Here is a 26,735-nt window from a genome sequence, read left to right as displayed (position 1 = left end):
GCGGTCCGTGGGGGTTCGCCCGGATCGCACCTTAACAATGTGAAACGTGTGAAACCGGACGCCTGGCGCGGATCCGGGCGTCCGTGTGCGCCGAATGCCGGGGAATGCCCGGTGATATACCCAAGGTTGTATTGCTTTCGGGGGATGTGCCCGCTTGCATCGGAGGTGGTGTTCATGCCGCGACTCGCGGTCGGCAGGCGCCGGGTCAACCGGGTCGCGACGATCAGCGTGCACACGTCCCCGCTCGACCAGCCGGGGACCGGGGATGCAGGCGGGATGAACGTCTACATCGTCGAGGTCGCCAAGCGCCTCGCCGAGATGGGCATCGAGACCGAGATCTTCACCCGCCGCACCGCGCGCGACCTGCCGCCCACCGTCGAGCTCGCGCCCGGCGTGCTGGTGCGGCACGTCACCGCCGGGCCGTACGAGGAGCTGGACAAAGAGGACCTGTCCGGCCAGCTGTGCGCGTTCGTCAGCGGCGTGCTGCGCACCGAGGCGGCGTTCGAGCCGGGGCGCTACGACGTGATCCACTCCCACTACTGGCTCTCCGGCCAGGTCGGCTGGCTCGCCAAGGAACGCTGGGGCGTGCCGCTGGTGCACACCATGCACACCATGGCGAAGGTGAAGAACCTGCTGCTCGCCGAGGGCGACCGCCCCGAGCCCACGGTGCGCGTGCTCGGCGAGGAGCAGGTGGTTCAGGTCGCCGACCGGCTGGTGGCGAACACCGCCGCCGAGGCGGGCGAGCTCATCGAGCTGTACGGCGCGCCGGAGGAGCGGGTGACCGTGGTCAACCCCGGGGTGAACCTCACCACCTTCCGCCCCGGCCCCAAGGACGCGGCCCGCGCCCGGCTCGGCCTGCCGCCCGGCGCGCACGTGCTGCTGTTCGTCGGCCGCATCCAGCCGCTCAAGGGTCCCGACACGCTGCTGCGGGCCGCCGCCCGCATGCTGGAGGAGGACCCCGACCTGCGGCGGCGGCTCGTGGTCGCCTGCGTCGGCGGGCCGAGCGGCAACGGCCGCGCCCGCCCCTCGCACCTCGTCGACCTCGCCGCCGAGCTCGGCATCTCCGACGTGGTACGGCTCGAGCCCCCGGTGCCGCACGACGAGCTCGCCGGCTGGTACCGCGCGGCCGACGTCACCGTGGTGCCCTCGCACAACGAGTCCTTCGGCCTGGTGGCGCTGGAGTCCCAGGCGTGCGGCACGCCGGTGTGCGCGGCGGCCGTGGGCGGCCTGCGCACCGCGGTACGGGACGGGGTGTCCGGGCTGCTCGTCGAGGGCCACGACCCGCGCGACTGGGCGCGGGCGCTGCGCCGCCTGCTCGACGACCACGGGCTGCGCGCGGCGATGTCCCGCGCCGCCGGGGAACACGCCGCCGCGTTCGGCTGGTCGGCCACCGCGGCCCGGCTCGCCGAGGTGTATACCGGTGCCATGGCCGAACTGCATCGCACCCCGGTGGTGGTGAACCTGTGAGCGATTCGGCGACGTTGCCGGCCGGCGGCACCGACGGGCCGGTGATGGGCGGGCTGTCCACGAGCGGCACGGTCACCCCCGTGGCCGCCCGGGCGATCGAGGTGATCGAGCAGGCGCTCACCGAGGCCGGCGTGACCTTCGAGCGCCCGCGGCACGAGGCGTTCCTCGTCCGGCTCGAGGGGCGGCACAAGCTCGTCACGATGTGCTGGCTCATCGTCGAGGACCACGCGCTGCACGTCGAGGCGTTCTTCTGCCGCCGGCCCGACGAGAACCACGCCGCGTTCTACCGGTTCCTGCTCACCCGCAACGGCGGCACGTACGGCGTGCACTTCGCCCTCGACCCGGTGGGCGACGTCTACCTGGTGGGCCGGGTGGCGCTGGAGTCGGTGTCGGCCGAGGAGATCGACCGGCTGCTCGGCTGCGTGCTCACCTACGCGGATGAAAATTTCGACCGGGCGCTCGAGCTCGGCTTCGCCTCCGCGATCCGCCGCGAGTGGGACTGGCGGGTCAAGCGCGGCGAGTCGCTGGCGAACCTGCAGGCGTTCGCGCGGTTCGCCGACCCTGCTCGCCGTACCGACGGGGCGGCCAAGGGCGGGAACGGGGCCTCGGCCGGCGGCGGGACCGGCGGCTGAGGGGTTTTCCACAGTTGGCCTCGCCCCCGCAGACCGTGGGCAGGCCACCGGATAAGCTCCGTTCCATGGCGACTTTGGTGCTGCTGCGGCATGGCGAAAGCGAGTGGAACGCGAAGGGGCTGTTCACCGGCTGGGTGGACGTACGGCTGTCGCCCACGGGCGAGCAGGAGGCGGCCCGGGGCGGCCGGCTGCTCGTCGAGGCGGGGCTGCGGCCCGACGTGGTCCACACCTCGCTGCTGACCCGGGCGATCCAGACGGCCTACTTCGCGCTCGACGCCGCCGACCTGCACTGGCTGCCGGTGCGCCGGAGCTGGCGGCTCAACGAGCGCCACTACGGCGCGCTCCAGGGCAAGAACAAGGCGCAGACCCGTGAGCAGTACGGGGACGAGCAGTTCATGCTGTGGCGCCGCTCCTACGACGTGCCGCCGCCGCCGATCGCGGACGACGACGAGTACTCGCAGGTGGGCGACCCGCGCTACGCGACGCTGCCGCCCGAGCTGATGCCGCGGACCGAGTGCCTCAAGGACGTGGTGGCGCGGCTGCTGCCGTACTGGTACGACGCGATCGTGCCGGACCTCGCCGCGGGCCGCACGGTGCTCGTGGTGGCGCACGGCAACTCGCTGCGCGCCCTCGTCAAGCACCTGGACGACATCGGCGACGACGAGATCGCCGGCCTCAACATCCCCACCGGCATCCCGCTGCGGTACGAGCTCGACGAGAGGTTCCGCCCGGTGAAGCCCGGCGGCGAGTACCTCGACCCGGAGGCGGCCGAGGCCGCCATCCAGGCCGTGGCCAACCAGGGCCGGTGACCTTTCGCGCGGGCCGGTGTGCCCGCGCGACCCCCACGCGGGCGGGCGAAGCCCGCGCAGGCGACCGCGGACGCAGGCCCGCGCGTCCGGCGCGCGGGCGGGCGCCCGCTCAGCCCGACACGTTGGCCGGGGTGCGGGAGCCCGTGACGAGGTAGACGACCTCACGGGCGACCCGCACCGCGTGGTCGGCGTACCGCTCGTAGTAGCGCCCGATGAGGGTGAGGTCGATCGCCGCCTCCATGCCGTGCGCCCAGTCCTGCGACAGCAGCACCCGGAACAGGCGGCGGTGCAGCCGGTCCATCGCGTCGTCGTCGGTCTCCAGCTCCTTGGCGAGCTCGACGTCCCGGGTGGCGATGCAGGTGCCCGCCTTGGTGACGAGCCGCTCGGCGACCTGGTCCATCTCCACGATCGCGTCCCGCAGCTCCACCGGCACCGCCGTGTCCGGGTGCCGCATGCGGGCCACCTTCGCGACGTGCTCGGCGAGGTCGCCCATGCGCTCCAGGTCCGTGGCCATGCGCAGCGCCGAGATCACCGTGCGCAGGTCCACGGCGACCGGCTGCTGGGTGGCCATGAGTTCGAAGATGCGGGTCTCCACCTCGGCGTGGATCGCGTCGATCTCCTCGTCGCGGGAGATCACGCTCTCGGCGAGGTGCAGGTCGGCGTCGAGCAACGCGGTCGTGGCCCGGGAGAGCGCGGACCGCACGAGCCGCGTCATCTCCACCAGCCGGGCGGTGAGCGAGTCGAGTTCCTCGTGATAAGCGTCGCGCATGCCGCAAACGGTACGCGTCAGTCCATGAACGAACTTCGACTAGAAGGTGAACATTGCGGTAAGAGGGCCGGTGGGCCCGTCTGCAGGCCGGTCGGCACGCCTACCATCGAGGCGTGAGCGGGCGCGACGGGTGCACCGGCACGCCTCCCGGCCCCGGGCGAGCCGGCCGGAGGATCCCGGCCACGATGGGTAGGGGACCGGACGCCGCGACACCCGCGTGCCGCACGATTCGATACGGCGAGGCGGGGTGAGGACGAGCGGTGCGAGCGACCGTGGCGAGGGGGCGGCCGCATGAGTGACGAACTGCTGGCCTGCCTGGCCGCACTCGGGGGGTTCCTGGTGGGCGCGCTGGCGATGGCCGCGATGCGCGGCGGCCCCGACCGGCGGGAGCGGCCAGCCGACGATGAGGCCGAACGCACCCTGCCCGCCGGGGTCGCCTCGGTGCTCGCCGTACTGCCGTCCTCGGCCGTGGTGCTCGACCGCGAGGACCGGGTGCTGCGCGCCAGCTCGGCGGCGCGCGCCTTCGGCCTGGTGCGCGGTGAGGAGCTGGTGCCCGCGGAGCTGCGCGCGATGGCCCGCCGGGTGCGCATGGACGGCGAGATCCGGGAGAGCGAGATCGAGGTCCCCGGCCGGAAGTTCGGCGAGGAGAGCACGAGCTTCGCGGTGCGCGTCGCCCCGCTCGGCCCGCACGGCCAGGTGCTCGTGCTCGCCGAGGACCAGACCGAGCGCCGCCGCGTCGAGGCGGTACGGCGCGACTTCGTCGCCAACGTCAGCCACGAGCTCAAGACCCCGGTCGGCGCGCTCCACCTGCTCGCCGAGACCGTGCAGGACGCCGCCGACGACCCCGAGGCGGTCAAGCGCTTCGCCGGCCGCATGCAGCACGAGGCGGCCCGGCTCACCCACCTCGTCCAGGACCTGATCACGCTCTCCCGCATCCAGGGCGGGGAGCCGATCCCCAACCCCGGCCCCGTCTCCGTGGACGAGGCCGTGCACGAGGCCATCGACCGCTGCAACACCCGCGCCGCGGCGAAGGACATCACCCTCGTCGCCGGCGGCGTCGAGGGCCTGCGCATCTTCGGCGACGAGGACCTGCTCGTCACCGCGCTGCGCAACCTCATCGACAACGCGATCGCCTACAGCCCGGAGCACACCCGCGTGGTCGTCAGCGCCCGGCAGGTCGGCGACGTGGTCGAGATCAGCGTGAGCGACCAGGGCATCGGCATCCCGGAGAGCGCGCAGAAGCGCATCTTCGAGCGCTTCTTCCGGGTGGACGCGGCCCGCTCCCGCGCCACCGGCGGCACCGGCCTCGGCCTCGCCATCGTCAAGCACGTCGCCGTGGCGCACGGCGGGGAGGTCACGGTGTGGAGCAAGGAGGGCTCCGGCTCCACGTTCACCCTGCGCCTGCCCGCCCACGCCGCCGTGCCGGAACCCCGCCCGAGCTCCCCCATGGAGGCCGCGACGTGACCACTCCGGCCCGACCGACCGCCCACGCGCACCGGATCGGCCACCGCAGGCCGTACCCCGGGAGCGGAACCCAGCACAGGACGCACGCCGACCGCGCGTGGCCGCGCCGGCGTGACACCCCCGGTCCAACCCGTGATGGAGGAAGGCTGATGACCCGGGTACTCGTGGTCGAGGACGAGGAGTCGTTCTCCGACGCCCTTTCGTACATGCTCCGCAAGGAGGGCTTCGAGGTCGCGGTCGCCGCGACCGGGCCCGAGGCGCTCGAGGTCTTCGACCGCAACGGGGCCGATCTCGTGCTGCTCGACCTCATGCTGCCCGGCCTGCCCGGGACCGAGGTGTGCCGCTCGCTGCGGCAGCGGTCCAAGGTGCCGGTGATCATGCTGACCGCGAAGGACAGCGAGATCGACAAGGTGGTCGGGCTGGAGCTCGGCGCCGACGACTACGTCACCAAGCCGTTCTCCTCGCGTGAGCTCGTCGCCCGCATGCGCGCGGTGCTGCGCCGCCGCGGGGACGCGGACGAGCCCGAGCCGTCCGTGCTCAGCGTGGGGCCGGTGCGCATGGACGTGGACCGGCACGTGGTCACCGTGCGCGGGCAGGCCGTACAGCTGCCGCTCAAGGAGTTCGAGCTGCTCGAGGTACTGCTGCGCAACGCGGGCCGCGTGCTCACCCGGGGCCAGCTCATCGACCGCGTCTGGGGCGCCGACTACGTCGGCGACACCAAGACCCTGGACGTGCACATCAAGCGGCTGCGCGCCAAGATCGAGCTCGACCCGGCGCGCCCCCGCTGCATCCTCACCGTGCGCGGCCTCGGCTACAAGTTCGACCCGGCCGACGAGGAGTGACGCACCCTCCGGCCCGCGGGCCGCAGACCGCGCCGGTGCCGCGCGTGCGGCGCCGGCACGGCATGCCGCTTTGACGAATGCCGCTCGGCACCGGGCAGCGGACCGCATGGTCCCCGCCCGGCTGCCGGGCCGCCGGATCCGGGGCGACGATGCCGCGTGCCCGTCGCGGCCCGGCCGTACCGCATGCCGCTGCTCGGACCGCGGTCCGGTACGGCCGCCCGCGGACACGCGGCGTGACGTCGTCCGCGTACGGCGTGGCCGGCCGAGGCCCCGGCGCGCCCGATCGTCGACGTGCCGGATCCGTGGCGCGCCCTGACGTACGCGGTGCGGAAGCGGACCTTCGGGGCCGTGCCGGGCGAAGCTCACCGGTCAGACGGGAGCCGGCCGCCTGACCGGTGCGGCGTGGTGGCGTGGCGGGAAGGGGGAGTGGCCCGGCTCGGCCCACGTCGTCGGCGTCCGGCGCGGCCGCTCGCGCGCCGGATCGGGTGGAGCGCTCGGCGTGGCCTGGCCCGTCGGGAGACGCGTGCCGGCCGTCCCGCGCGGACGCGGCGGGTACGGCCGGGCACCGGCGTCCGGTGCGGCGTGCGCCGGTGCCTTACTCGGCGGCCTCGGTCGCCTCCGGGCCGGGCGAGTCGGTCGCCTCGGGCGACGCGGCCGGAGACGCGTCGTCGGTCGGCGTCGCGGTCGGGGTGGCCTCGGCGCCCGGCGTGGCGTTGGGCGCGGGCTGGTAGGTGGCGAACTCACGGCTGCGGGTGATCACCGGCACGTTCATGTCGATGGCGCCGGCGTTCTGGAACTGGAGCGTCAGCTTGACGTTCTCCCCGCCCCGCAGCGGCTTCTTGAGGTTCTCCACGACGATCTGCGGCTCGGGGTTCGCGCTCTTCACCAGGGTGCCCGGCGGAAGGGAGATCGCGCTCGCGGTCCGGGCGGAGTCCGCGAACTGGTTGTCGACCGTGATGCCGGTGAGCTGGTCGGCCGACGCGTTGTCGTTCACCATGGTGAGGTAGAGAGGCGCGGCCGAGCCCGCGGGAAGGGTCTGACCCGATTCCGGGCCGAGGATGAACGCCTGCGCGACGGTGATGCCGTTGTGCGACGCCTCAGCGGCCTCGGTCGGGGTGTACGGCTGAGCCAGGTTGGCGTCGAAACCTGCGCCACACGCGCCCAGAGCCGGGGCGACGGCGAGGAGCGCGGCGACGGCGAGCACCCTGGGTCGGCTGGTGCGGGTCACGGCTGTGGTCTCCTTGGTACAACTGATGTTTGTCGGCAGACAACCTTATCCGTGCCGTCCGGCCGTGGATGAGGCACCCTGGTGTGGTGGATAAAGCCGCTCGGAGCGCAGGTCATGTCCCGGATAAAGGATCACGAAGCACATCATCGAGCCCTTGTCAAGCCCTAAAATGACCGTTTGACCTGCGGTTATGTTGATTTCACTGTTCCGGGAGGCTGTAAAGGCGTGGTACTCTGGAGATAGCGGAAGGGGTACTTCTCACATGACTTTCCAGGTCGGCGACACTGTCGTCTACCCCCACCACGGGGCTGCTCGGATCGAAGCCATTACGACCCGCGTCATCAAGGGCGAGGAGAGGACCTACCTGGTCCTCAAGGTCGACAAGGGCGACCTTACCGTACAGGTTCCCGCCGACAACGCCGAGCTCGTCGGTGTGCGCGACGTTGTCGGGCAGGAAGGGCTCGAGCGTGTCTTCGACGTGCTGCGCATGCCGCACACCGAAGAACCGACGAACTGGTCCCGCCGCTACAAGGCGAACCTCGAGAAGCTGGCGTCCGGTGACGTCAACAAGGTAGCCGAGGTCGTCCGGGACCTGTGGCGGAGGGACAAGGAGCGCGGCCTGTCCGCCGGCGAGAAGCGCATGCTCGCCAAGGCTCGGCAGATCCTCGTCAGCGAGCTCGCGCTCGCCGAGAAGACGAACGAGGACAAGGCCGAGGCGCTGCTCGACGAGGTCCTCGCCACCTCGTGTTGAACGACGTTCCCGGGCGGGACGCCGAGGCTTTACAGGTTTGGCCCAGGGTGGGCGTCGGAACAGACGTCCACCCTTTCGCATCGGGCCGCCCGCTCTACCTGGCGGGGCTCTACTGGCCCGATGAGACCGGGCTGGCCGGGCACTCGGACGGCGACGCGGCCGCGCACGCCGCGTGCGACGCGTTGCTGTCCGCGTCCGGCCTCGGCGATCTCGGCCAGGTGTTCGGTACGTCCGACCCGCGCTGGGCGGGTGCCTCCGGCATCGCCCTGCTGGAGGAGACCGCCAGGCGGGTCCGCGCCGCCGGCTACCGGATCGGCAACGTGGCGATCCAGGTCATCGGCAACCGTCCCAAGCTCGCGCCCCGCCGCGCCGAGGCGGAGAAGACCCTATCGGGGGCCATCGGCGCCCCGGTGAGCGTGAGCGCGACCACCACCGACGGCCTGGGCTTCACCGGCCGCGGCGAGGGCATCGCCGCCATCGCCACCGCCCTCGTCATCCCCGCCGATCCCACCACCCGCGGCTGACCGCGCCCGAAGTACGGCGCGCCCGGCTCCCTCCGGCTCGGCGGAACACCGGAGCCGCGTCGCGGCAGGCCGTTCTCGGCGCTCACCTGCTTGGAGCGTTGGCATCGTCGTGCCGTCCCTGTGGCGGCACGAGCTGTCCGTCATCTCCACCGCGGGGGTGCGTGCGCTGTGCGTGCCCTCCGGCCACCGCCTGCGGTGCTGCAGCCGGGCGTGCTGCTCACCAGGTGCGGGTACCGCTCCTCGAATTCACCGGGCCGTTCGGACGCCTCGCGCCTGACCGGCGGTGCCACGTCTGCGCTGGGCTCGTGACCACTGCGGCGACGCACCGTGCCTGACGGGCGCTTGCGCGCGAAGACCTGCGCGATGTTGGCGGCAGGCGCGGGTGCGCTTCCCACCGATTCGGTATGGGAGCCGGAGCCGTCTTCGCACCTTCGCCGATACACGGCGTGTCTTACCCATGTCGGCGCATGATCCGACAGACCGGCCGAACACCCTCACGGCCTCACGACGCCAGGCGGTGTTCCCCACGAGTGGTCGATCGCCGTATACCTCGGAGGACCGTCGACGCGACCTGCGGAGGGGCGTCCCGAGCCGTGGTACGAGGGCGGGCTTGGCGACGATTTACCTTCTGACCTGCGAGTTTTTCAACACACGGATGAACCGGCCCGGGAAGGGTAGCGCTCAGGAGCAGAGCGAAGTCGTCACCCTCAAGGGGAGGTCGCAATGACCGTCTCGTCCATCATCGGCGCCATCATCGTCGGTGCGATCATCGGTGCCCTCGCCCGGCTGCTGCTTCCGGGCCGCCAGGCCATCGGCTGGATCCTCACGATCGTCGTCGGCATCGTGGCGGCACTGATAGGTACCGCGATCGCCCAGGTACTCGGGGTCGCGACGACGCCGGGCATCGACTGGATCGAGCTGCTCATGCAGGTCGTCCTCGCGATCGTCGGTGTCGGCATCGTGGCGGGCATCCGCGGGCGCCGTGGCGCCACCAGGCCCTGACGCCTGTGCCGTACCGCGTCCGCTGACGCCGATCACGGCTTCGGCGGGCGTTCCAGCCCTCCGCATCTGAGGAAGAGCGGCCGACCGCCATCGCCGGGATGTCAGTCCTGCGGTGGCGTCGGGGTGCTGCGCATCCGCACGGACGGAGGCGCGAGCGGCACGGTGGGCACGGTGGGCGAGCCGCTGGACTCGGTCTCCGCCGCGTCCCGCGTGAGCGGCTGAGAGCGCCCACGAATGTGCGGGTACGGCCGGGTGTCCCGGTCCGCCTCGGACTCCACGGGTGAGCCGGCCTCGTCCGTCTCGACGGCACCCCGCTCGACCGAGGCGGGCGACGTGGCGGGCGGCCAGACCCGGGTGCCCGTCTCGGCGGGCACGACCTCGGCCTCGTCGGTCGAGGCGTCCCGTTCCCGCGGCCCCAGATCGGTCTCCTCCGGCTCCCAGTCCGTTGCCCCGGCACCGCGTGCCGCGCCATGTGCCATCGCGTCATCGGAAGCGGTCACGCCGCCCTCGGCGAGCGCCGTGTCGGCAGCGGCACCGGCCCGAACGCCTCCCGACGGCCGCCGCACCAGGTCACCCCACCGGATCGGCCGCTTGGCGGCGGCGCCTCCTCCCGGAGCGGACGCGGTCTCGGCCACATCCCCGGCGTTCGCGTCGTCGCGCGGCTCCGGCTGCGGCTCGCCTGCGGACACCGGCCCTGCGGCCTCCCCAACCCCCGCCGGCCGGACGTCCGTCGGCGCCGCCTCCGCGCCCGCGTCGGCCGAGCGCCGTCGCCACGGGCGGCGACGCCCCTTCTCCTTCACCGGGCGCGTGTCGGCCGACTCATCCGCGACGGTGGCGGGCTCGGTAACGGAGGCCGCTGCCTCCGGGGCGGCCTGCGGCTCCTCCGCGACGGAGGCGTGCGGGTGGGCCGAGGCGCGCTCCGCGGACGTCGGCTCACCGGATGCGCCCGGCGACTCAACCGAGGTGGCGGCGGGTGCCGTGGCCAGGGTCGGGATGGGACTCGGCAGGGTGGCCGACTCGGGAATCGGAGGCTCGTGACTGACCCCGGTCGGCGCAGGGGAGACCACGGCGCTCGCGGCCGGGCGGTCGGCCTGCCCGGCGTCATCCGCAGCGGCGGCGGACCGATCGGCGGCCTCCGGCGCGGTCGCGGCCGCGGAGCGGGCGGGCGGCGCGGGAACGGCCGCTCGGGGCGCGGTGGGCTCACCGTCCGGCGTGGCGGCGTCCGGCCGACGCTCCTCCTCGGCGGAGCCGGCCCGGGTGAACGGCACGATGTCGCGCGGCTCCGCGTCGTCGGCCTCGTCCACGACGGCTCGCCGTACCTGGGCGTGCTTGATGAGCAGGGTGAGCAGCCACAGGGCGATGAGCAGCATCACCCAGGGCACCACGCCGACGATCACTGCGCCGAGCCGGGCGTCGATCGTGAAGCGCATCGCCACCGCGACGTTCGCCCACGAGGCCGCCGCGAGCAGCACGAGCAGCACGAACCCGGCCTGCACGCGCACGAGCGGCCGGGCCGTACCGAGCGCGAGGAAGCCGATCAGCGCGATCAGCAGCAGCGCGTCGAACGCGGCGGGGTAGAGGTGCGCGAGGTTCTCGCGGGCCCCGGCCTGCCGGGCGAGCGCGCGCAGGTCGTCGAAGGACAGCACACACGCGGCGGCGGCGACCGCGGCGACCAGAAGGCCGGCCGCGCCGATCACCAGCCGGCGCAGCACCAAGGCGAAGCCTGACGGCCGGTGCCGGTCCGAACGGACATTGGCGGACGGACCTGCCGTCACAGGGGGATGCGCTTTCACCACTCTTTGCAGACTACAGAACCAAGGCCGAAACGATCGATCGCACACGCGGGGGCTGTGGACGAAACTCTGGCGCGCTGTCACGGTTCACGGTCGCCAACGTGACCTGTGATGTCACCGAAGGCATTAGCCTTGGTTTGTGAGCTTGTACCTACACGACACCAGCACGCGTACGGTCCGCGAATTCGTACCGGTCGAACCCGGCCGAGTGTCGATATACCTGTGTGGTGCCACCGTGCAGGCTCCGCCACACATCGGACATATCCGGTCCGGTCTTAATTTCGACGTGCTTCGGCGCTGGCTGATGCACCTCGGGTATGACGTGTGGCTCTGCCGGAACGTCACCGACATCGACGACAAGATCATTCGCGTGGCCGCCGAGGAAGGCGTGCCCTGGTTCGTCGTCGCCGAGCGCAACTACCGGCTCTTCACCTGGGCATACGACGCGCTCGGCTGCCTGCCCCCCACGGTCGAGCCGCGCGCCACCGGGCACATCCCGGAGATGATCGAGCTCATGGCCCGCCTCATCGACAAGGGCCACGCGTACGCCGCGGGCGGTGACGTCTACTTCGACGTGCGTTCCTACGCCGAGCGGTACGGCGAGCTGTCCAACCAGAAGCTCGAGAACATGCGGCCGGCCGCCGACACCGACACGGACACGCACAAGCGGGACCCGCGCGACTTCGCCCTGTGGAAGGCGGCGAAGCCGGGCGAGCCGACCTGGCGTACCCCGTGGGGCCCCGGGCGTCCGGGCTGGCACCTGGAGTGCTCGGCGATGGCCACCAAGTACCTCGGCAGCACGTTCGACATCCACGGCGGCGGTGTCGACCTGCTCTTCCCGCACCACGAGAACGAGCAGGCCCAGTCCCGCGCGGCAGGCGACGGGTTCGCCCGGTACTGGCTCCACAACGGCCTGCTCACCCTCGGCGGGGAGAAGATGAGCAAGTCGCTCGGCAACTCCCTGCTCGTCTCCGAGATGCTCAAGGTGGTCCGCGCGGTCGAGTTGCGCTACTACCTGGTGTCGGCGCACTACCGCTCGCCCATCGAGTACTCGGAGGAGGCGCTGCAGGAGGCCGCGACCGCGTACCGCCGCATCGAGGGCTTCGTCACCCGCGCCGCCGAGATCAGCCACGACGTGGACAAGGACGACGTCCCGCTGCCGCAGGCGTTCGTCGACGCGATGAACAACGACATCGGGACGCCGCAGGCGATCGCGGCCATCCACGAGTCGGTGCGCGAGGGCAACGCCGCCCTGGCCCAGGGCAACAAGGAGCGGGTCGCCCGCATCCTCGCCGAGACCGAGAAGATGCTCGACATCCTCGGCCTCAACCCGCGCTCCGAGCAGTGGCGCACCGCCGGCGACGACACCGGCCTGCGCAACACCGTGGACGCCCTCGTCTCCGTGGTCCTCGAGCAGCGCCAGGCGGCCCGCGCCCGCAAGGACTACGCGACCGCCGACGCCATCCGCGCCCAGCTCGCCTCCGCGGGCATCGTCGTCGAGGACACCCCGCAGGGCCCGCGCTGGGAGCTGGCCCGCTAGGCCCTGCCCCACAAGCCGGAAGCCGCTGGCCGACAGCGGCGATGACAAGGGGTCGAAGGCGGACGTACGTCCTCCCTTCGACCCCTCGGCCTACTTGGGCGTCCCGGTCAGCCTTGCTCGGAACGCATGCTTTGTACAGGTGGTGCGTCATCGGCCGTACGGCTCAGACACCGGCGACCTGCGGCGATCCGGATCCGGGAGATGGAAAGTCTCACGGATAGGCAGCCGCGCAGGGCTTGGCGGCCGTACAGCGGTTCTCGGGCCGTTCGACGGATCGATCGCGAACGCCCCGCTCTTGACCTGCCTGGTGAACGTCTTCCAGGCCTCCCACGATGTGATCACTTCTGTGCCACGTCCCAATATCGGTGCGGACGGGACATCTCCGATGTGAATGGAGAGCACCCCGCGGCGGACCTGGGGGGTCATCACACCGTCGATGATGTCCCTCCGGAACTCCTCCCAGGCCGCAAGGCTGACCTTCACCGACGTCCGGGTCGTGCTGTCACCGAAGTAGACGTGTCCGAGGTGCTCCACGAATCGGACATAGAGGGACATCATTCGACCCCCTTGCGCCCGATTCCGCAGACCAAAGGCAGACGGCACATGTCGGCGCGCTCGGCGATCGACATGATGTCGTCGCCGTCGACCGCCGGGGGCAGCCATCTGCCGATTCGGGTCACGCCTGGCTCCACCGGTTCCAGGCCCGTGAAAAACGGGAGGATCTGGTCGATGGTGCGTGTGGTGACGGGCGTGACCACTTCGGAGTACACCCGCGCGGCCGCCCTGGTTCTGGCCGCACCGTCGTCCCAGAAATGGGAGATGACGATGTAGGAGCCCGCAGGGATCGCGGCGCGCAGGATACGGACGATCTCCTCGGCGACCGGCTGTCGCGTGACAAAGTGCAGTACCCCGGACAGCAGGACGGCGACGGGCCGCGTGAGGTCAAGATGATCCTCGACATGAGGGTGCTGGATGATCCCCCACGGGTCGCACAGGTCGCCGTCGACCACGATGGTCCGCGCGTCGGCCTGAGGAGAGTCCGCCAGGAGGGCGCGGGCGTGGCTCAGCACCAACGGGTCGTTGTCGACGTACACGACGCGTGCGTCGGCTGCGATCCGCTGCACGATCTGATGGGTGTTCTCGGCCGTGGGGAGGCCGGCGCCGATGTCGATGAACTGCCTGACGCCCGCAGACGCGACAGAGGTGACGGCCTCCCGCAGAAAAGCGCGGGCGGCCCTCGCCGCCGTCCGCGCGTCCGGCAGCTCGCGCAGCAGCCGCTCGGCGGCCTCCCGGTCGACCGCGGAGTTGTCCTTGCCGCCCAGCGGATAGTCGTACACCCGGGCCGGTCTGGGCCGGCTGAGATCGAGCGGCGCGCCGTAAATCATCAGATGTTCGGATTCGACAACGGGAAGACGGTTGATTAGTCCGCCGGTTTCGGCGTTACTGTTTGGCACAGGTGGCACCTCCGTCTATCCGGGAACGCCGACGCGGCCGGTACGCCCGGCGGTGTCGCCGGATCGCAGGGGTGGGTCGATGTGCGTCAGCGGGGATCAGTGCCGATGGTGATCGCTCGGCGTTTTGCGGTGAAGCCGGAAGTACGGAAAGTGATGGGATTATTCGCCAGACGAATATCGATGCGGGATATGAAACATCCCTAACCTGGCCCTATGGACCGGCAAGGCGAAGGGCTTCCAGCAGGCTTCTGGTCGACGCCACGCATCGCGGTGGCGCTGGCAGAGAGCGATATCGTCACCATCCTGACGGAGATCCAGCGCACCAGAAACTGGACGCAGAAGGATCTAGGCCGCATTCTCGGGTATTCGCAGAGCTGGGTCTCGAAAGTGGTAAGACGGCGACAGAAACTCTCGATTGATCAAATCAGAGACATAGCACGCCGACTTGGCGTACCGCTCCACCTGCTTCGAGTCGGCAGACCGGGAGATGAGGATTCGACGCAACGACGAGAATTCGGCAAGGCCCTGGCATTCGCGCCGCTCATCCTGAGCATCGGCCCCGCACCGAAACGCGCGGAGGCCGACGAGACCACCGCACCGATGCTGACCGCGATCACGGGCGCGCAGCGCCGTATCGAGGCGACCACACCCGCCCGCGATCTCGCCCGTGCGGCCGTCGCGCACCTCGACATGGCCAACAAGATCCTCGGCCGTGCCGCCCACTCCGAGTTCGCCCGCGACATCTGCGCGGCGGCGAGCGAGGCCGCGGGATTCACGGCCTGGCTGCACGCGGATATGCACGACATCGGTACGGCACGCAGGTACTACCGCCTGTCCATCGCCACCGCGCGCAGGGCCGGCCATCCGCTGCTCGCGGCCTACATGATCGGAAGCCTCGCCGCATTCGAGATCGAGAACCAGGACGCCGCGCTGGGGGTGAGCCTCGTGGCCGAGGCTCGGCACACCCTCGGCGACCGCCCGCCGCCGATCGCCCGCGCCTGGCTGTCCGGCATCGAGGCCGTCGGCCGAGCCTCCTGCGGTGACCGGACGTCCGCGCTCGCCGCGCTGCGCGAGGCCGAGCGGGCGGTCGACGCGAGCGAACGCCACGCGACCCCGCCGTGGCCGTGGGTCTTCCCGTTCGACCATGGCAAGCTGGCGGGATACCGGGCCTCGGTCATGGTACGGCTCGGCCGAGTGGACGACGCCGTGGCCGCCTTCGCCGAATCACTGGCGGCGGTCCGCCCGTCGGCCAAGCAGCGCGGTGTCGTGCTGACCGAGATAGCCGCCGTCAGATGCCAGGCCGGGGAGATCGACGAGGCGTTCGACCTGGCGGAGGAGGCGCTGTCGCTCGGCGTGTCGTACGGATCCGAGCGGATCATCCATCATGTCCGGGCGTTCCGCCGCGGCTACACCGGACCGATGACCACCACGGTCCGGAAGTTCGACGACAGGCTGCGCGCGACCCTCGTCTAGGAAGGCGGTCAAGGTGCGGATAGCGATCTCGGGCCACCGCGGCCTGCCCGCGGACACCGTACGGCTGGTCGACGACGCGATCAGAGCCGCGCTCGCCGAGTGCGACGCCGGGAGGCTCACCGGCATCTCGTGTCTCGCCGACGGGGCGGACCAGATCTTCGCCCGCGCCGTCGTGGACCTCGGCGGCGCCCTGGAGGTCGTGGTCCCCGCCCGGCGATACCGCGACGGCCTGCCCGCCGAGTCGCATCCGGAGTACGACGCGCTGCTGCGGCGGGCCGTACGGGTGCACCGGCTCGACTTCGTCGAGTCCACGTCGGAGTCCCACATGGAGGCCGGCCGGTTCATGCTGGACAAGGCCGACGAGCTGTACGCGGTGTGGGACGGCAAGCCGGCGCGCGGCTACGGCGGAACCGCGGACGTGGTGGCCGAGGCGCGAGCCCGGGGACTGCCGGTGCGGGTCATCTGGCCGGAGGGAGCGCGACGCGATTGAGACCGCCTTGGTCATCGGCAGGTGAAACAGCGCTCCGTCACATTGCGGCGTTTGCAGATCTCACGGTCGACGGCCGGAGCCGCCCGCCCCGGCAGCTGTGCCGTGCGCGGGCGGCGATCTGGTCGGCACGCTCGGGATGGCATTGCCGACGCCCCGCGGCGGAGACGGCGGCGTATCACACGGGAGTTGTGTTCCCTCGGCCACCATGTGGCGCGGAGGGTGTGGCCGCGCCGTCCGGGGCCTGTGCGAGGCGCGCGGGGCATCCACGATCGACGCAGGCGGGTGTGCGTCCTGCGTCGCCCGCCGTGAGCACAAAGACCAGTGGGCGGCCCGTCCCCGTCACAAGCCAAGTGGATCTTGGCGGCAAGACCGCGGCGGGAGCCGGTGTGGCGAGAATTACTTCGCCTCCAGGATCTCGAATCCATCGACCTTGGGCTGGCGGTCTCCGGTGATCGTGGCCTCGTAGGCCACCTGCACCCGGAGCTGATAGCCGCTCGTGAGAGACACGAGCCGGCCGACTTTGACCGTTAAGCCGGTCTCCTCGGCCACTTCACGGGCGATGGTCTCCTCGAACGGTTCGCCTTTGTTGGCGTATCCGGTCGGGAGGCCCCACTGGCGGTCCTGCGGTCAGAGCCGGTGGCGCAGCAGCAGGACGTTCCCGTCGGTGTCGCGGACCACGCTTCGGTGACGCCGACCATGAACTTGGCGTGCTTTAGCCAGAGAAGCCGCCACTGGAGGGAACCGGCGAGCATCCGTCAGACCCGCGCGACGAGTGCCTTCATGCCCGTTCGTTTCGGTGACGAGTTCTGAGGCTGTCCACGATGGCGGATCGAACGGGATGTCGCCGGCGATTCTGTGCGTGTGCGGAGCGTCACCTCCATCCACATTAGGTAACTACCTGATGCGGAGTGTGAGCCGGGGTTGCCTAATCCGTCAATAGGTAGTCATCTAATGGCAGACCCGAAATGGAGGTGGGGACATGACCCGTTGGCAGGAGATCGCGTCACAGCTACGGGGCGCCATCGTCACCGGCCAACACCCGCCCGGCTCGAAACTTCCCAAAGAGGAAGAACTGGAGCAGCGGTACAAGGTGAGCCGGACCACTGTCCGCCGCGCAATAGCCGCGCTCACCAACGAGGGCCTGGTCCGCCCTGTACGTAAGGGCGGCACCATCGTGCAACACCAGGGTGCCCGCCACACGGTCACCCTGGACACGACGGTCTACCGGGACGAGGACGGCTACTACTTCGGCCAGGCCGTACAGCCGCTCCGCGCGCTCCAGCCCTCGACCGTCACCATCGGTCCGTGCCCGCCCGATCTCGTGCACATCCTCGGTGTGCAGACCGGAGCCGAGGTCGTCATCCGGGACCGCGTTATGGGAGATCCCGCGACCGGGCAGGTCATGCAGCTTGCCACGTCCTACCTCCCTGCCGATCTGGCCGTCGGTACCGTCCTAGCCGAGCCGAACACAGGTCCCGGAGGGATCTACGACCGCATGGAGCAAGATCTCGGCTGGGGCCCCCTGGAATGGGAGGGGTTCATCTCCGCCCGCGCGGCCACCCCGGATGAGGTGCGTCTTCTCGGGCTCGCGCCCGGTGTCCCGGTGCTGTGCGTGACCCGGACGACCATGGCGACGGCCGGTACGGTCGCCGGTAGGGTGGTCGAGGTCAATGTCACCCGTCGGGACGCGAGCCGGTTCGCGGTCGGCTACCCCATCGTCCGCGCATAAGCCCCGGTTGCCGCCGGAATCACCGGATGGATGGGCCTGTCTGGGAGCCGCGCAGCCTGGGTCGGGTGGGGCAGCTGTCGAGGCACTGCCACGGCACGCATGAACGCGCTCACGGCGGACAACGCGTGCGACTGCACCTGCCTGCGTCAGATCCTGGGCGCCATACGCGTCCCCGGACAGGTCCCGGACGGTTGCGGCGCGCCCTGACCGCGTGGTCGCCGAACATGCCATTACCGCGCGGGCGGATGGGCACCGCTGTGCCGTACGGCCGCGCGGGTGCGGCCGTACAGCCCGGCGCTGCCGAGGGGCGAACACGCGACGGTGCCCTCTCAAACGCCGGTAGGCTTTCGTTCCATGGCAGGCGGAGGCAAGCGATCGAGCAAGGCCGCGAAGAAGAAGGGCCCGACCAAGGGCAGCGGCGGGCACGGGAAGCGTGCGCTGCAGGGCAAGGGCGCGACCCCGCCCGCGCACATGCGCCACTGGTACAAGGAACGCCAGCGGCGCGCCGAGGCCGCCGCGGCCGCGGCCAAGCCGGCGCGGCCGACCCGGGTCAAGCGTGACGACGCGCCCGAGACGGTCGCCGGCCGCAACCCGGTCGTCGAGGCGCTCCGCGCCAAGGTGCCTGCGAACGCGCTCTACGTCGCCAACCGCATCGAGAGCGACGACCGCGTCCGCGAGGCCATCAAGATGGCCGCCGACCGCGGCATCGCCATCCTCGAGGTCACCAAGCCCGAGCTCGACCGGCTCACCGACGGCGCCGCCCACCAGGGCCTCGCCCTCCAGGTCCCGCCGTACGACTACGCCCACCCGGACGACCTGGTCGAGCGGGCCCGCGAGGCCGAGGAGACCCCGCTGATCGTCGCCCTCGACGGCGTCACCGACCCGCGCAACCTCGGCGCCATCGCCCGCTCCGCCACCGCGTTCGGCGCCCACGGCATCGTCGTGCCGAGCCGCCGCTCCGTGGGCGTCACCGCCTCGGCCTGGAAGACCTCCGCGGGCACCCTGGCCCACCTTCCGGTGGCCCGCGCCTCCAACCTCAACAACACCCTCCGCGAGTACCGCGAGCAGGGCCTCTTCGTCGTCGGCCTCGACGGCGAGGCCGCCCTCGACATCTCCGACGTCGAACTCCTCACCGAGCCGCTCGTCCTGGTCATCGGCTCCGAGGGCAAGGGCCTGTCCCGCCTCGTCCGCGAACACTGCGACGTGACCGCCCGCATCCCCATGGCCACCGCCACCGAGTCCCTCAACGCCGGCGTGGCCGCGGGCATCGCCCTCTACGAGACCTCCCGCCGCCGCTGACCTTCCCCGACGCCGGTGACGACGTGCCTCTCCTCGGACTAAAATCTGGGTGTGACAGGCCGACGTAGCTCAATCGGCAGAGCAGCTGTCTTGTAAACAGCAGGTCAGGGGTTCGATTCCCCTCGTCGGCTCTCGCCCAAGGCCCCTCGTGATCTCGCGAGGGGCCTTTTGGTAAAAGCGGTCACCAATTCATTTTGACGTCGGCACCCGCTTGTTTCGGTCTGTCACACATTCATGGTCTGGTCGTTAGAGCAAGTGCCAATGTGGCTGGCCATTCAGCGCTGTGGGGTGCGCTGTGGGGTGGGACGGAGATCAATAGCTCCGGAGGAGCCGTCGTACGGAGTCAATGATCAGAGTGTTCTTCGGCGGCAAGTACGTACGAGAAGCCGACGCGGACGCCGCCACCGATGAGTAGGTCCCACCAGACCGAGCTTGCGATCGCAGATACGAGTGTCAGGCCGCGTCCGTGTTCGCGTAGGTCCAGGGTGTGCGGGACGCCGCTGTTGGCGAACTGCGGTCTGCCGGGTCCGTGGTCGTCGACCGCCCCGTGCACCATGCCGTCCGCGATCCACAGCCGTAGGTGAACCGGGGGAGCGCCGTGGACGACGGCGTTGGCGACCAGCTCGGAGACGATGAGTAGGAGATCGCCGACAGCCTCGCCTTGTACGGCCCAATCGCTGAGGACCTTGCTCGCGAACTCGCGTGCCTCTCTCGCCGCACGCCGGTCTCCGGGGAGCGTCAGCAGCCGGGCGTCATCGGGCACGTTCATCTGGACGCACCCCGCTTCCTCGATGCCGGGACGATACAGCCACGGTGATGTCCGCAGCATCGCCGGCGCGGTGGATCGCCGTGGTGTGGATCGTTCCAGAACCCGCCGACAGTGCCGGACGTTCCCTTGAGCTCGGAGGAGAGTGCGGCCTTCCTGTGGTCGGAGTTGTTCAGATCGCCGTACTTGTCGCGATGTGTTGTGAAGGCGGACTTTCTGTCGTGCGTGAGAAATGCTGATATCTGTAGTTGGTTGCTTGCGTGTAGGGGTGATTGGACGGAATGTATGGCTTGCGCATTCCTGCGTGCGCCTGAATAGTGGCATCTGTCCATAGGGTCGGGTAACTCCGCTTCTAGATAACCCGATTGGCCGCGCGAGCCTGACGGGTTTTCGGTTTTCCATCACATTGATCGGCGCCATGGACATACTTGAAGCGGCGCTTACGTGCCGCAAGCCTCAGTCGGCGCATTGTGGTGCCTCCGTCGCACCCGCCGAGGAACCGCCGCAAGGAGACACATGAACAGGCCTCCTGTACCGGCAAGCCCGGATGATTTCGCGGCCGAGATGATGGCCTACGCGCTCCGCTGGTGGCGCGAGAGCATCGCTCGGATGAGCCTTCGTCAGGCCGGTATGCGCATTCCCTTGAGCCACTCGTATCTCAGCAAACTGGAGCGTAACCGGCGGCCTCTAACGGCAGATCTCGTCTCACAACTGGATCGGGCCTATCGTGCTGAAGGGAAGATAGCGGAGTTTTACCGCCTGATCACTAAATTCGATCACGCATCCCGGTGTACTCTCGCCGTGAGTTCACCACAGGCCGAGGAGGACGAAACGGAACGCCGAAGGCTTCTGCAGCTCGCGGCCACCGGTATGGGCGCCGGCGCGTTCATCGCACCGGACGAATCGGTGCGCCGCCTGGTCGACATCGCGCTGAACACAGCACCGCGCAGCGTCGAGGACTGGGAATTGGTCCGCGACGACCATTTGCACGCAATTCGCACCCGGCCGGCCGCGGATGTGCGTGACGATCTACTCGTCGATCTCCTCCGCATTCACCGTGAACTGCTTCATGTCGATGAGGGTGAGCGGACCGAGCTGTACCGCATCGCGGCGATGCTCGCCGCCTTCCACGCCAGCGTCCTGACTCGACTCGGTGAACGCGGCGCGGCGTTGCGCTGGTATGAGACGGCGCGTGCCGCCGCCGATAGCTCCGGCGATCGCGACCTGCGCCTGACCATCCGCGGCCACGAGGCCGGCCATAGTCTTTACGGCCTCCGCAGTCCGGAAGCGGTGCTGCGGCTGACGCAGGACGCACTGCGCCTCGCAGGTTCAAGCCCACGCCCGTCGGTCGGTCTGGCATCGGTTACCCGCGTGCAGGCGCACGCACTCGCGCTCATGAACCGTCGCGCCGAGGCCCGTAAAGCGGTACAGCGGCTCACCGACATCGCGGAGGCGAACCTGCCCGTCATGCCTGGGTTCTGGGAACCGTCCGACTACCGCATCCACTTCACCGAGAGCCAGGTCTACTCCGCCATCGGCGATGAGGCCGCCGCGGCCAAGGCCCAGGACCTTATTCTCAAAGGCCACCCGGATGGGTATCACGTCCGAATCAATACTCGACTCCACGCCGCCCAGTGCACGGTGGTGAACGGCGGCGTCGATGAAGGCATACGGCAGGCCACGGCGGTCCTCGCAGAAATACCCAAGCCCTACTGCAACTTCATGATCACTGAGACCGCCCGTCGCGTACTCCGCGCAGTGCCCGTCCACCAGCGCAACCAGTCGGTCGTAGCCGACTTCCGTGCGGTTCTCCCCGTCACCGCGGCGAAGGACATCGACGTATAGCTGCCATCATCCGGACGGGCATAGGCCGAAGCGCTACCCGAGCCGCGCCTGCCCGCTAGATCGGACAGAGAACGCCCGCCCAAATGGAGAAGGCGGCAGCTGATCGAGGGGGTCTGGCCGGACGTACCTGCCTGTTACGGCTGCTGGGCCACGGCCAATGACCTGTTCCGCTTGGGCGCCAGCGTCTCCGCCTCCTGGGTGATCGGGCGCCGAGCTGGTGACCGGGTGGCGGTGGCGTCGGGGTGGTGGTCGGAAACCTGCTGGCCTTCGGCTCCTCGCCTGGCTTTGGCGAGGAGCCGACGGTCAAGTCGTTCGAGGCATGGGTGTCGGGTCGGTGATGGTACGGGCTACGCGCTCGGCTTCGTGGGCCAGGCGTGTGGCGCGGTCGGATTGGCCGCGGCGGGCGAGGGTTCCGGCCAAGGCGCTCAGTACCCAGGCCCGATCGGCGGGATCGGTGATCGTACGGTCGGCCGTTTCGGCTTGGTCGGCCAGTCGGGTGGCCTGGTCGGCTTGGCCGTGGCGGGCGAGGATTTCGGCCAGGGAGCTCAGCACCCCGGGCCTGCTCGGAGGGGTCGGGGATGGCGCGGGCCGCCTGTTCGGCTCGATCCGTCTGCCCGCTCTCGGCGAGAGCGATGACAAGAGCACCGAACGCGCGGCCTCGAAGGAGTCGGTGCTGCCGGGGACTTGGGGGTGCGGTCGGTGGTGATCCGGCCGCCCTTCTGATCGCTTCAGTGCGCCGCAACCTCCTTCTCGAGGATTATCTCGTCGCGAATCGGAATGCCGTAGTCGCCGATCTCGGGGATCTCCGGCTTGAGCCTGGCTCGGCACTCGTCGACGCCGCCCACGCGTATGTCCGCGATCCGGAAGCCGCGCCGCTGGTAGAAGCGCAGGGCGTCGACGTTGTCGTTCGTCGTGATCAGCCACAGCCTGCGGATCCCCTGCTCGGCCGCGACCCTTTCGACGGCGGAGATCAGCGCGGTCCCCGCGCCCTGCCACTGATTCACCGCGTGCAGCGTGAGGATCTCGCACGACCCGTCATCCGGGTCCGGCACATAGGTGAGCAGGCCGGCGAAGGTCCCGTCGTCGGTCTCGGCGAGCAGCGCCGGATGGTCGAGCGGATGCGCCATCCGCCCCAGCCGGGCCACACGGGTGCTGTGGTTGTCGGCGAGGAAGGCCTTCACCACCGGGAGATCGGTGGGTTCGCGGTGTCGTACCTTCATGCCAGCACCTTAAGATCCGGGCCGACCGAAAGCTGCGCCGTTGTGGCGTATGGCGTCCGACGCCGGCCCGCGTGCCCGCCCGGCCGGCTCGTCCGCGGTTCCGGCCGTTGTGGTGATGAATCGCCGGTCGCCGCTCGCGACCATTGGCAACGTCCCGTGATTCCGGATGGAGAGGTCGGTTTCCCCGCCCGGCCGGTCTCGTACGCACACGGCGATCCAGCGGGGGTGGCCGCCGCGGCCGACCCGGGCTCCTCGCGCCCGCGGCGTATCCAGGTTTGCGAGAAAAGTTTGGGTTGGGTGGTAATCGAGGGGCGGCGGGCGGGAGTACTGGGTGTGGACGATCCCCAAGAGCGATTCACCGCGCTGTACGACCGGTACTACCGGAGCGTGATGGGCTACGTGCTGCTGCGGGTCGAGCAGGGCGTGGCGGAGGACGTGTGCAGTGAGACGTTCCTCGTGGCCTGGCGGCGGCTGGACGAGTTGCCTGAGCAGGTGTTGCCGTGGCTGCTCGGGGTCGCGCGGAACATGCTCGCCAAGCAGCGCGAGGTCCGGTACCGGCGGAAGGCGCTGGTCGATCGGATCGCGGCGCTGACCACCGAGCGGGACCAGGTCGTCTGGGACGTCGCCGAGCACGTGGTGGACCGGGAGCAGGCCATCTCCGCGCTCCGGGCCCTTCGGGAGAAGGACCTGGAGGCGATGATCCTGGCCACCTGGTACGGCTTGGCGCCGGAGCAGGCGGCCTCGGTCATGGGGTGCTCGGTGCGCGCGTTCAACGTCCGGCTGCACCGGGCGCGCAAACGCCTGACGGCGAGGCTTCGCCAGGAGACAGGGGCGGCGCGCCGCACGGTGCGAGGGGCCCACAGGCGGTTCGCCGAGGAGAGCTGACGTCCGCGAATCCGACCCGGAGGACAACATGATCGACCGCATGTTCGCCCGGCTCAGGCCGGATGAGCTGGACGAACTCGCCGAGGCGAGCTACCGGCGGCGCCGCGCCGACGACCTCGCCAGGGCGTTCACCAGCAGCACCCAGCACCCCAAGCAGCCCATCTGGAGGACATTCATGTCTCGCCGTCCCCTGTTCCTGCTCGCGACCTCCGGTGCGGTGGCCGCGATCGCCGCGGGCGCGATCGTGGTCTCCACCGGCGTGCTGTCCGGCACGCCCACCGGGGAGCACCGGGTCGCGGCGGGTTCGTCGAGCACCGGTACGACCGGCGGCACGGGGGCGTCGCCGGCCGCCACGCGGGTCGACGCCCGGTCGTTCCTGCTCGCCGCCGCCGACACCGCGCTGCGGGAGACCGCCACGACCGGCGAGTACTGGTACGTCCGCACCCGCACCGCCTCCACCACCCACCACATGCCCAAGGAGTTCCAGGAGGAGGCCGGGCGGCTTCTCGAGCAGGAGGCGGCCGAGTACAAGCGGACCGGTGAGGACGAGAGCAAGCTCGACGCGATCAACCAGAAGTACAACCGCAAGCTGGCGCAGCTGAAGAAGAAGTACTGGCCCAACGGGTTCCCGTACACCGCGTACCTCGTCCAGACCGAGGAGACGTGGCGGGCCAGGCGGGCGGGCGGCACCAACCGGGTGCTGCCGAGCAATCCGGAGATCGTCTTCCCCACGCCCGAGGACGAGGCGAAGTGGAAGGAGCTCGGCTCGCCGAACCTGCTGCCGAACCGCAGGCCGCGCGCCGTCGACGACACCCTTCCGCAGCCGCTGTCGATCAGCAACCCGGACATCACCATGGGGAACGTCGGCAAGCTGCCCACGTCGAAGACGAAGCTGGCCGACCGGCTCCGGAAGCGGTTCGAGAGGCTGCCCGACCCGGACAAGGAGTTCCCCGTCTACCTCTGGCAGACGACCGTCGACCTGATGACCGCGCCGACCACCCCGGGTACCCGGGCGGCCCTGCTGAAGGTCCTCGCCGACCAGCCCGGGATCACCTCCCTGGGGGAGGTCGAGGACGGCGTCGGCCGTACCGGGGTCGGGCTGGCGGTCAAGGACGCCGAGGGCGCCGAGTTCACGCTGGTCATCGACAAGGACTCGGCCGCGCTGCTCGAGTACGCCGTGGACTCGAACGACGAGGACAGGAACGTCCTCCGCGTGACCTACGAGGACTTCGGCTGGACCGACCGGCTGGGCGAGCGTCCGCAGGGCTGACCGGGCCGGAACCGGGGGACCGGGCGGGCGTTTCGAGGGGCACGTCCGCCCGCGGACAGGGCGGCGGGTGACCGCGGCGGGGCACCCGTCGCCCTTCCTCGTCCTGCGGGTGGGGCCGGGGTTTGGAGCGTTCCGGTGCCCGGTACGGCACGGCCGGGTCACAGGTCCGCGATGCGGGCCACGAGCATCGGGTGGTCGAGCAGGTCCCGCGTGAACGGGACGCCGGTGATCCGTGCCGCCAGGGCGAACGCCTGCGACAGGGCGGCGGGGTCCGGCGTGGCCGTACCGGGCGGGTCGTCCAGCAGGTCCGGGTACATGCCCAGCTCGGCCAGGAGGTCGTTGAGCAGGTCGGGGTCGGCGCCGTGCCGGTCGTGGGGACGCCCGACCGGGAACGTCGTGACGATCTCGCCGTCGATCGCGTACACGAGGTCGCTCACGGACGCGTGGTCGTGCCGGTTGATCGAGAGCATCTCGCAGCCCCGGGACAGCTCGGCCACCACGTCCGAGAGGATGGTGAGCCAGCCGTGCGGCTCGACGGCCACGCACCACTCGCCGGCCTCGACGATGCCGACGTGGCCGCCGCCGTAGCCGCCCTCGGTCTCCTCGACGAACTCCCACACCCGCTCGATCAGCCCGTCGAAGCCCATCACCGTCCCCGGATCCGTGCCGCGGCTGAAGCGCCGCGCCACCTCCGCCGCGCCGAGACCCCGGAAGTACGCCACGCTGAAGATCACGCCGAGCGGCGGGCCGCCGCCATCGCTCTCGGGGAGGCCGAGCCAGCGGAACGGGGCTAATTCATCGATCGTCGCCGTCATGGCACGCATGGTGGCAGGCCGTACCGACAATTCGGCACCGACAGTCCGGCACCGAAATCGGGCGCGGTACGGCCCGGCCGCGACGCCCTGCCGTACCGGGGTCACCCGCCGGTCTGCTCGATCAGGCGGCGATGCGACGGCAGCAGCCCCTGGGGGAGCTCATGCGGCTCGAACCACTGGGCCTCCAGGACCTCGAACCCGTCGACCTTGGGTTCGCGGTCGCCGGTGACCACGGCCTCGTAGGCCACCTCGACCCGGAACCGGTAGCCGCTGTTGAGCGACACGAGGCGGCCGACCTTGACCGTCAGGCCGGTCTCCTCCGCCACCTCGCGGGCGACGGTCTCCTCGAACGGCTCGCCCTTGTTGGCGTGGCCCGAGGGCAGGCCCCACTGGCTGTGCCGCGGCCAGAACCGGTGGCGCAGCAGCAGCACCTTGCCGTCGGGGTCGCGTACCACGCCGGTGACGCCGACGATGAACTTGGCGTTCCGGATCCAGAGGATCCGCCACTGGAGTGAGCCGGAGAACATCCGCCAGATCCGCGCGATGAGCGCCTTCATGTCGTTCCTTTCGGCGGTGAGGGCTGCGTCCACGATGGCGGACCGGCCGGGCGGTCGCCGGCGATTCGAGGTGTGCGTGGACGGGACGTGACCGGCCGGAGAGATCGCATC

Annotated in this window: 27 protein-coding genes and 1 tRNA gene; 17 read left to right on the top strand and 11 right to left on the bottom strand. The window is 70.4% G+C overall.

Going from position 1 to position 26,735, the window contains the following annotated elements; translation table 11 throughout:
• Positions 1-174: 174 nt before the first annotated feature.
• The 3 genes from mshA (at position 175) to FHX40_RS19305 (ending at position 2,908) form a co-directional block, all read left to right on the top strand.
• Positions 175-1,467 (top strand): D-inositol-3-phosphate glycosyltransferase, encoded by a 1,293-nt coding sequence (gene mshA / locus FHX40_RS19315; protein ID WP_189136182.1) that lies wholly within the window; start codon positions 175-177, stop codon positions 1,465-1,467.
• Positions 1,464-2,099, top strand: coding sequence for a type III secretion system chaperone family protein (locus tag FHX40_RS19310; RefSeq protein WP_373286883.1), 636 nt, complete (start codon positions 1,464-1,466; stop codon positions 2,097-2,099). The genes mshA and FHX40_RS19310 overlap by 4 nt, the downstream gene beginning before the upstream one ends.
• Before the next feature lie 65 nt (positions 2,100-2,164).
• Positions 2,165-2,908 carry a phosphoglyceromutase gene (locus tag FHX40_RS19305; protein WP_142260931.1) on the top strand — a complete coding sequence of 248 codons (744 nt, stop codon included), beginning with the start codon at positions 2,165-2,167 and terminating at the stop codon, positions 2,906-2,908.
• Between the two features lie 109 nt (positions 2,909-3,017).
• Here the strand turns inward: FHX40_RS19305 and phoU are convergent, their stop codons facing one another.
• Positions 3,018-3,677 (bottom strand): phosphate signaling complex protein PhoU, encoded by a 660-nt coding sequence (phoU, locus tag FHX40_RS19300; RefSeq protein ID WP_142260930.1) that lies wholly within the window; start codon positions 3,675-3,677, stop codon positions 3,018-3,020.
• A gap of 291 nt (positions 3,678-3,968) precedes the next feature.
• On the opposite strand from phoU, the gene FHX40_RS19295 reads away from it, so the two are divergent.
• A complete protein-coding gene (locus FHX40_RS19295) occupies positions 3,969-5,141 on the top strand; it encodes a sensor histidine kinase (protein ID WP_142260929.1) in 1,173 nt (390 codons plus the stop codon).
• A gap of 149 nt (positions 5,142-5,290) precedes the next feature.
• A complete protein-coding gene (locus FHX40_RS19290; RefSeq protein WP_142260928.1) occupies positions 5,291-5,983 on the top strand; it encodes a response regulator transcription factor in 693 nt (230 codons plus the stop codon).
• 595 nt (positions 5,984-6,578) lie between these two features.
• Here FHX40_RS19290 and FHX40_RS19285 read toward each other — a convergent pair.
• A complete protein-coding gene (locus tag FHX40_RS19285; protein ID WP_142260927.1) occupies positions 6,579-7,211 on the bottom strand; it encodes a copper chaperone PCu(A)C domain-containing protein in 633 nt (210 codons plus the stop codon).
• 262 nt (positions 7,212-7,473) lie between these two features.
• Between FHX40_RS19285 and FHX40_RS19280 the strand changes: the two genes are divergently transcribed.
• The 3 genes from FHX40_RS19280 (at position 7,474) to FHX40_RS19270 (ending at position 9,488) form a co-directional block, all read left to right on the top strand.
• On the top strand, positions 7,474-7,962 hold the full coding sequence (locus FHX40_RS19280; RefSeq protein WP_142260926.1) for a CarD family transcriptional regulator: 489 nt from the start codon (positions 7,474-7,476) through the stop codon (positions 7,960-7,962).
• Between the two features lie 47 nt (positions 7,963-8,009).
• Positions 8,010-8,486, top strand: a complete 477-nt coding sequence (gene ispF, locus FHX40_RS19275; RefSeq protein WP_142260925.1) for a 2-C-methyl-D-erythritol 2,4-cyclodiphosphate synthase — start codon at positions 8,010-8,012, stop codon at positions 8,484-8,486.
• A gap of 723 nt (positions 8,487-9,209) precedes the next feature.
• Positions 9,210-9,488: a GlsB/YeaQ/YmgE family stress response membrane protein gene (locus FHX40_RS19270; RefSeq protein ID WP_142260924.1), complete on the top strand. Its 279-nt coding sequence runs from the start codon at positions 9,210-9,212 to the stop codon at positions 9,486-9,488.
• 101 nt (positions 9,489-9,589) lie between these two features.
• Here the strand turns inward: FHX40_RS19270 and FHX40_RS19265 are convergent, their stop codons facing one another.
• Positions 9,590-11,200: a DUF2637 domain-containing protein gene (locus FHX40_RS19265; protein ID WP_170198891.1), complete on the bottom strand. Its 1,611-nt coding sequence runs from the start codon at positions 11,198-11,200 to the stop codon at positions 9,590-9,592.
• A 220-nt stretch (positions 11,201-11,420) separates the two neighbouring features.
• On the opposite strand from FHX40_RS19265, the gene cysS reads away from it, so the two are divergent.
• Positions 11,421-12,821 carry a cysteine--tRNA ligase gene (cysS, locus tag FHX40_RS19260; protein ID WP_142260922.1) on the top strand — a complete coding sequence of 467 codons (1,401 nt, stop codon included), beginning with the start codon at positions 11,421-11,423 and terminating at the stop codon, positions 12,819-12,821.
• A gap of 147 nt (positions 12,822-12,968) precedes the next feature.
• Here the strand turns inward: cysS and FHX40_RS19255 are convergent, their stop codons facing one another.
• Both FHX40_RS19255 and FHX40_RS19250 read right to left on the bottom strand, forming a co-directional pair.
• Positions 12,969-13,376 (bottom strand): hypothetical protein, encoded by a 408-nt coding sequence (locus tag FHX40_RS19255; RefSeq protein ID WP_142260921.1) that lies wholly within the window; start codon positions 13,374-13,376, stop codon positions 12,969-12,971.
• Positions 13,376-14,275, bottom strand: coding sequence for an SAM-dependent methyltransferase (locus tag FHX40_RS19250; protein ID WP_142260920.1), 900 nt, complete (start codon positions 14,273-14,275; stop codon positions 13,376-13,378). Before FHX40_RS19250 ends, FHX40_RS19255 begins: the two co-directional genes overlap by 1 nt.
• 213 nt (positions 14,276-14,488) lie before the next feature.
• Between FHX40_RS19250 and FHX40_RS19245 the strand changes: the two genes are divergently transcribed.
• Positions 14,489-15,748, top strand: a complete 1,260-nt coding sequence (locus tag FHX40_RS19245) for a helix-turn-helix domain-containing protein (protein WP_229788548.1) — start codon at positions 14,489-14,491, stop codon at positions 15,746-15,748.
• A 13-nt stretch (positions 15,749-15,761) separates the two neighbouring features.
• A complete protein-coding gene (locus FHX40_RS19240; RefSeq protein ID WP_142260919.1) occupies positions 15,762-16,238 on the top strand; it encodes a hypothetical protein in 477 nt (158 codons plus the stop codon).
• 396 nt (positions 16,239-16,634) lie between these two features.
• On the opposite strand, the gene FHX40_RS25900 is transcribed toward FHX40_RS19240, so the two are convergent.
• Positions 16,635-16,799, bottom strand: a complete 165-nt coding sequence (locus FHX40_RS25900; protein ID WP_229788587.1) for an NUDIX hydrolase — start codon at positions 16,797-16,799, stop codon at positions 16,635-16,637.
• Positions 16,800-17,217: 418 nt separating this feature from the next.
• Here FHX40_RS25900 and FHX40_RS19230 point away from each other — a divergent pair, with 418 nt between their 5' ends.
• The 3 genes from FHX40_RS19230 to FHX40_RS19220 all read left to right on the top strand — a co-directional run bounded on the left by FHX40_RS19230 (position 17,218) and on the right by FHX40_RS19220 (position 19,397).
• Positions 17,218-17,967: a GntR family transcriptional regulator gene (locus tag FHX40_RS19230; protein WP_142260918.1), complete on the top strand. Its 750-nt coding sequence runs from the start codon at positions 17,218-17,220 to the stop codon at positions 17,965-17,967.
• 354 nt (positions 17,968-18,321) lie between these two features.
• Positions 18,322-19,266, top strand: coding sequence for a 23S rRNA (guanosine(2251)-2'-O)-methyltransferase RlmB (gene rlmB / locus FHX40_RS19225; RefSeq protein ID WP_142260917.1), 945 nt, complete (start codon positions 18,322-18,324; stop codon positions 19,264-19,266).
• Positions 19,267-19,324: 58 nt separating this feature from the next.
• Positions 19,325-19,397: transfer RNA gene (locus tag FHX40_RS19220), tRNA-Thr, on the top strand.
• Positions 19,398-19,609: 212 nt separating this feature from the next.
• Here the strand turns inward: FHX40_RS19220 and FHX40_RS25190 are convergent.
• Entirely contained in the window at positions 19,610-20,095 is a 486-nt protein-coding gene (locus FHX40_RS25190) for an ATP-binding protein (protein ID WP_170198890.1), read from the bottom strand.
• 453 nt (positions 20,096-20,548) lie between these two features.
• Between FHX40_RS25190 and FHX40_RS19210 the strand changes: the two genes are divergently transcribed.
• Complete coding sequence (locus tag FHX40_RS19210; RefSeq protein WP_142260915.1) at positions 20,549-21,877, top strand: helix-turn-helix domain-containing protein; 1,329 nt, start codon at positions 20,549-20,551, stop codon at positions 21,875-21,877.
• A gap of 303 nt (positions 21,878-22,180) precedes the next feature.
• On the opposite strand, the gene FHX40_RS19205 is transcribed toward FHX40_RS19210, so the two are convergent.
• Positions 22,181-22,429 carry a hypothetical protein gene (locus FHX40_RS19205; RefSeq protein WP_142260914.1) on the bottom strand — a complete coding sequence of 83 codons (249 nt, stop codon included), beginning with the start codon at positions 22,427-22,429 and terminating at the stop codon, positions 22,181-22,183.
• A gap of 176 nt (positions 22,430-22,605) precedes the next feature.
• A complete protein-coding gene (locus FHX40_RS19200; protein ID WP_142260913.1) occupies positions 22,606-23,097 on the bottom strand; it encodes a GNAT family N-acetyltransferase in 492 nt (163 codons plus the stop codon).
• Between the two features lie 333 nt (positions 23,098-23,430).
• On the opposite strand from FHX40_RS19200, the gene FHX40_RS25185 reads away from it, so the two are divergent.
• Both FHX40_RS25185 and FHX40_RS19190 read left to right on the top strand, forming a co-directional pair.
• Positions 23,431-23,982 (top strand): RNA polymerase sigma factor, encoded by a 552-nt coding sequence (locus FHX40_RS25185; protein WP_170198889.1) that lies wholly within the window; start codon positions 23,431-23,433, stop codon positions 23,980-23,982.
• Between the two features lie 28 nt (positions 23,983-24,010).
• Positions 24,011-25,252 (top strand): hypothetical protein, encoded by a 1,242-nt coding sequence (locus FHX40_RS19190; RefSeq protein ID WP_142260911.1) that lies wholly within the window; start codon positions 24,011-24,013, stop codon positions 25,250-25,252.
• 158 nt (positions 25,253-25,410) lie between these two features.
• Here the strand turns inward: FHX40_RS19190 and FHX40_RS19185 are convergent, their stop codons facing one another.
• On the bottom strand, positions 25,411-26,067 hold the full coding sequence (locus FHX40_RS19185; RefSeq protein ID WP_142260910.1) for a DUF6461 domain-containing protein: 657 nt from the start codon (positions 26,065-26,067) through the stop codon (positions 25,411-25,413).
• A 101-nt stretch (positions 26,068-26,168) separates the two neighbouring features.
• Complete coding sequence (locus FHX40_RS19180; protein ID WP_142260909.1) at positions 26,169-26,624, bottom strand: NUDIX hydrolase; 456 nt, start codon at positions 26,622-26,624, stop codon at positions 26,169-26,171.
• Positions 26,625-26,735: the final 111 nt, after the last annotated feature.

The sequence above is a fragment of the Thermopolyspora flexuosa genome, from assembly GCF_006716785.1.
Taxonomy (GTDB): domain Bacteria; phylum Actinomycetota; class Actinomycetes; order Streptosporangiales; family Streptosporangiaceae; genus Thermopolyspora; species Thermopolyspora flexuosa.
Note: the sequence above shows the minus strand (reverse complement) of the source record. Positions and strands in the feature narration are given on the sequence as shown.

What these genes read in the sequence shown, in the direction of transcription:
- mshA (WP_189136182.1), top strand. Translation starts at nt 175, where the DNA reads ATGCCGCGACTCGCGGTCGGCAGGCGCCGGGTCAACCGGGTCGCGACG.
- FHX40_RS19305 (WP_142260931.1), top strand. Translation starts at nt 2,165, where the DNA reads ATGGCGACTTTGGTGCTGCTGCGGCATGGCGAAAGCGAGTGGAACGCG.
- phoU (WP_142260930.1), bottom strand. Translation starts at nt 3,677, where the DNA reads ATGCGCGACGCTTATCACGAGGAACTCGACTCGCTCACCGCCCGGCTG.
- FHX40_RS19295 (WP_142260929.1), top strand. Translation starts at nt 3,969, where the DNA reads ATGAGTGACGAACTGCTGGCCTGCCTGGCCGCACTCGGGGGGTTCCTG.
- FHX40_RS19290 (WP_142260928.1), top strand. Translation starts at nt 5,291, where the DNA reads ATGACCCGGGTACTCGTGGTCGAGGACGAGGAGTCGTTCTCCGACGCC.
- FHX40_RS19280 (WP_142260926.1), top strand. Translation starts at nt 7,474, where the DNA reads ATGACTTTCCAGGTCGGCGACACTGTCGTCTACCCCCACCACGGGGCT.
- FHX40_RS19270 (WP_142260924.1), top strand. Translation starts at nt 9,210, where the DNA reads ATGACCGTCTCGTCCATCATCGGCGCCATCATCGTCGGTGCGATCATC.
- FHX40_RS19255 (WP_142260921.1), bottom strand. Translation starts at nt 13,376, where the DNA reads ATGTCCCTCTATGTCCGATTCGTGGAGCACCTCGGACACGTCTACTTC.
- FHX40_RS19245 (WP_229788548.1), top strand. Translation starts at nt 14,489, where the DNA reads ATGGACCGGCAAGGCGAAGGGCTTCCAGCAGGCTTCTGGTCGACGCCA.
- FHX40_RS19230 (WP_142260918.1), top strand. Translation starts at nt 17,218, where the DNA reads ATGACCCGTTGGCAGGAGATCGCGTCACAGCTACGGGGCGCCATCGTC.
- rlmB (WP_142260917.1), top strand. Translation starts at nt 18,322, where the DNA reads ATGGCAGGCGGAGGCAAGCGATCGAGCAAGGCCGCGAAGAAGAAGGGC.
- FHX40_RS25190 (WP_170198890.1), bottom strand. Translation starts at nt 20,095, where the DNA reads ATGCTGCGGACATCACCGTGGCTGTATCGTCCCGGCATCGAGGAAGCG.
- FHX40_RS19210 (WP_142260915.1), top strand. Translation starts at nt 20,549, where the DNA reads ATGAACAGGCCTCCTGTACCGGCAAGCCCGGATGATTTCGCGGCCGAG.
- FHX40_RS19200 (WP_142260913.1), bottom strand. Translation starts at nt 23,097, where the DNA reads ATGAAGGTACGACACCGCGAACCCACCGATCTCCCGGTGGTGAAGGCC.
- FHX40_RS19190 (WP_142260911.1), top strand. Translation starts at nt 24,011, where the DNA reads ATGATCGACCGCATGTTCGCCCGGCTCAGGCCGGATGAGCTGGACGAA.
- FHX40_RS19185 (WP_142260910.1), bottom strand. Translation starts at nt 26,067, where the DNA reads ATGACGGCGACGATCGATGAATTAGCCCCGTTCCGCTGGCTCGGCCTC.
- FHX40_RS19180 (WP_142260909.1), bottom strand. Translation starts at nt 26,624, where the DNA reads ATGAAGGCGCTCATCGCGCGGATCTGGCGGATGTTCTCCGGCTCACTC.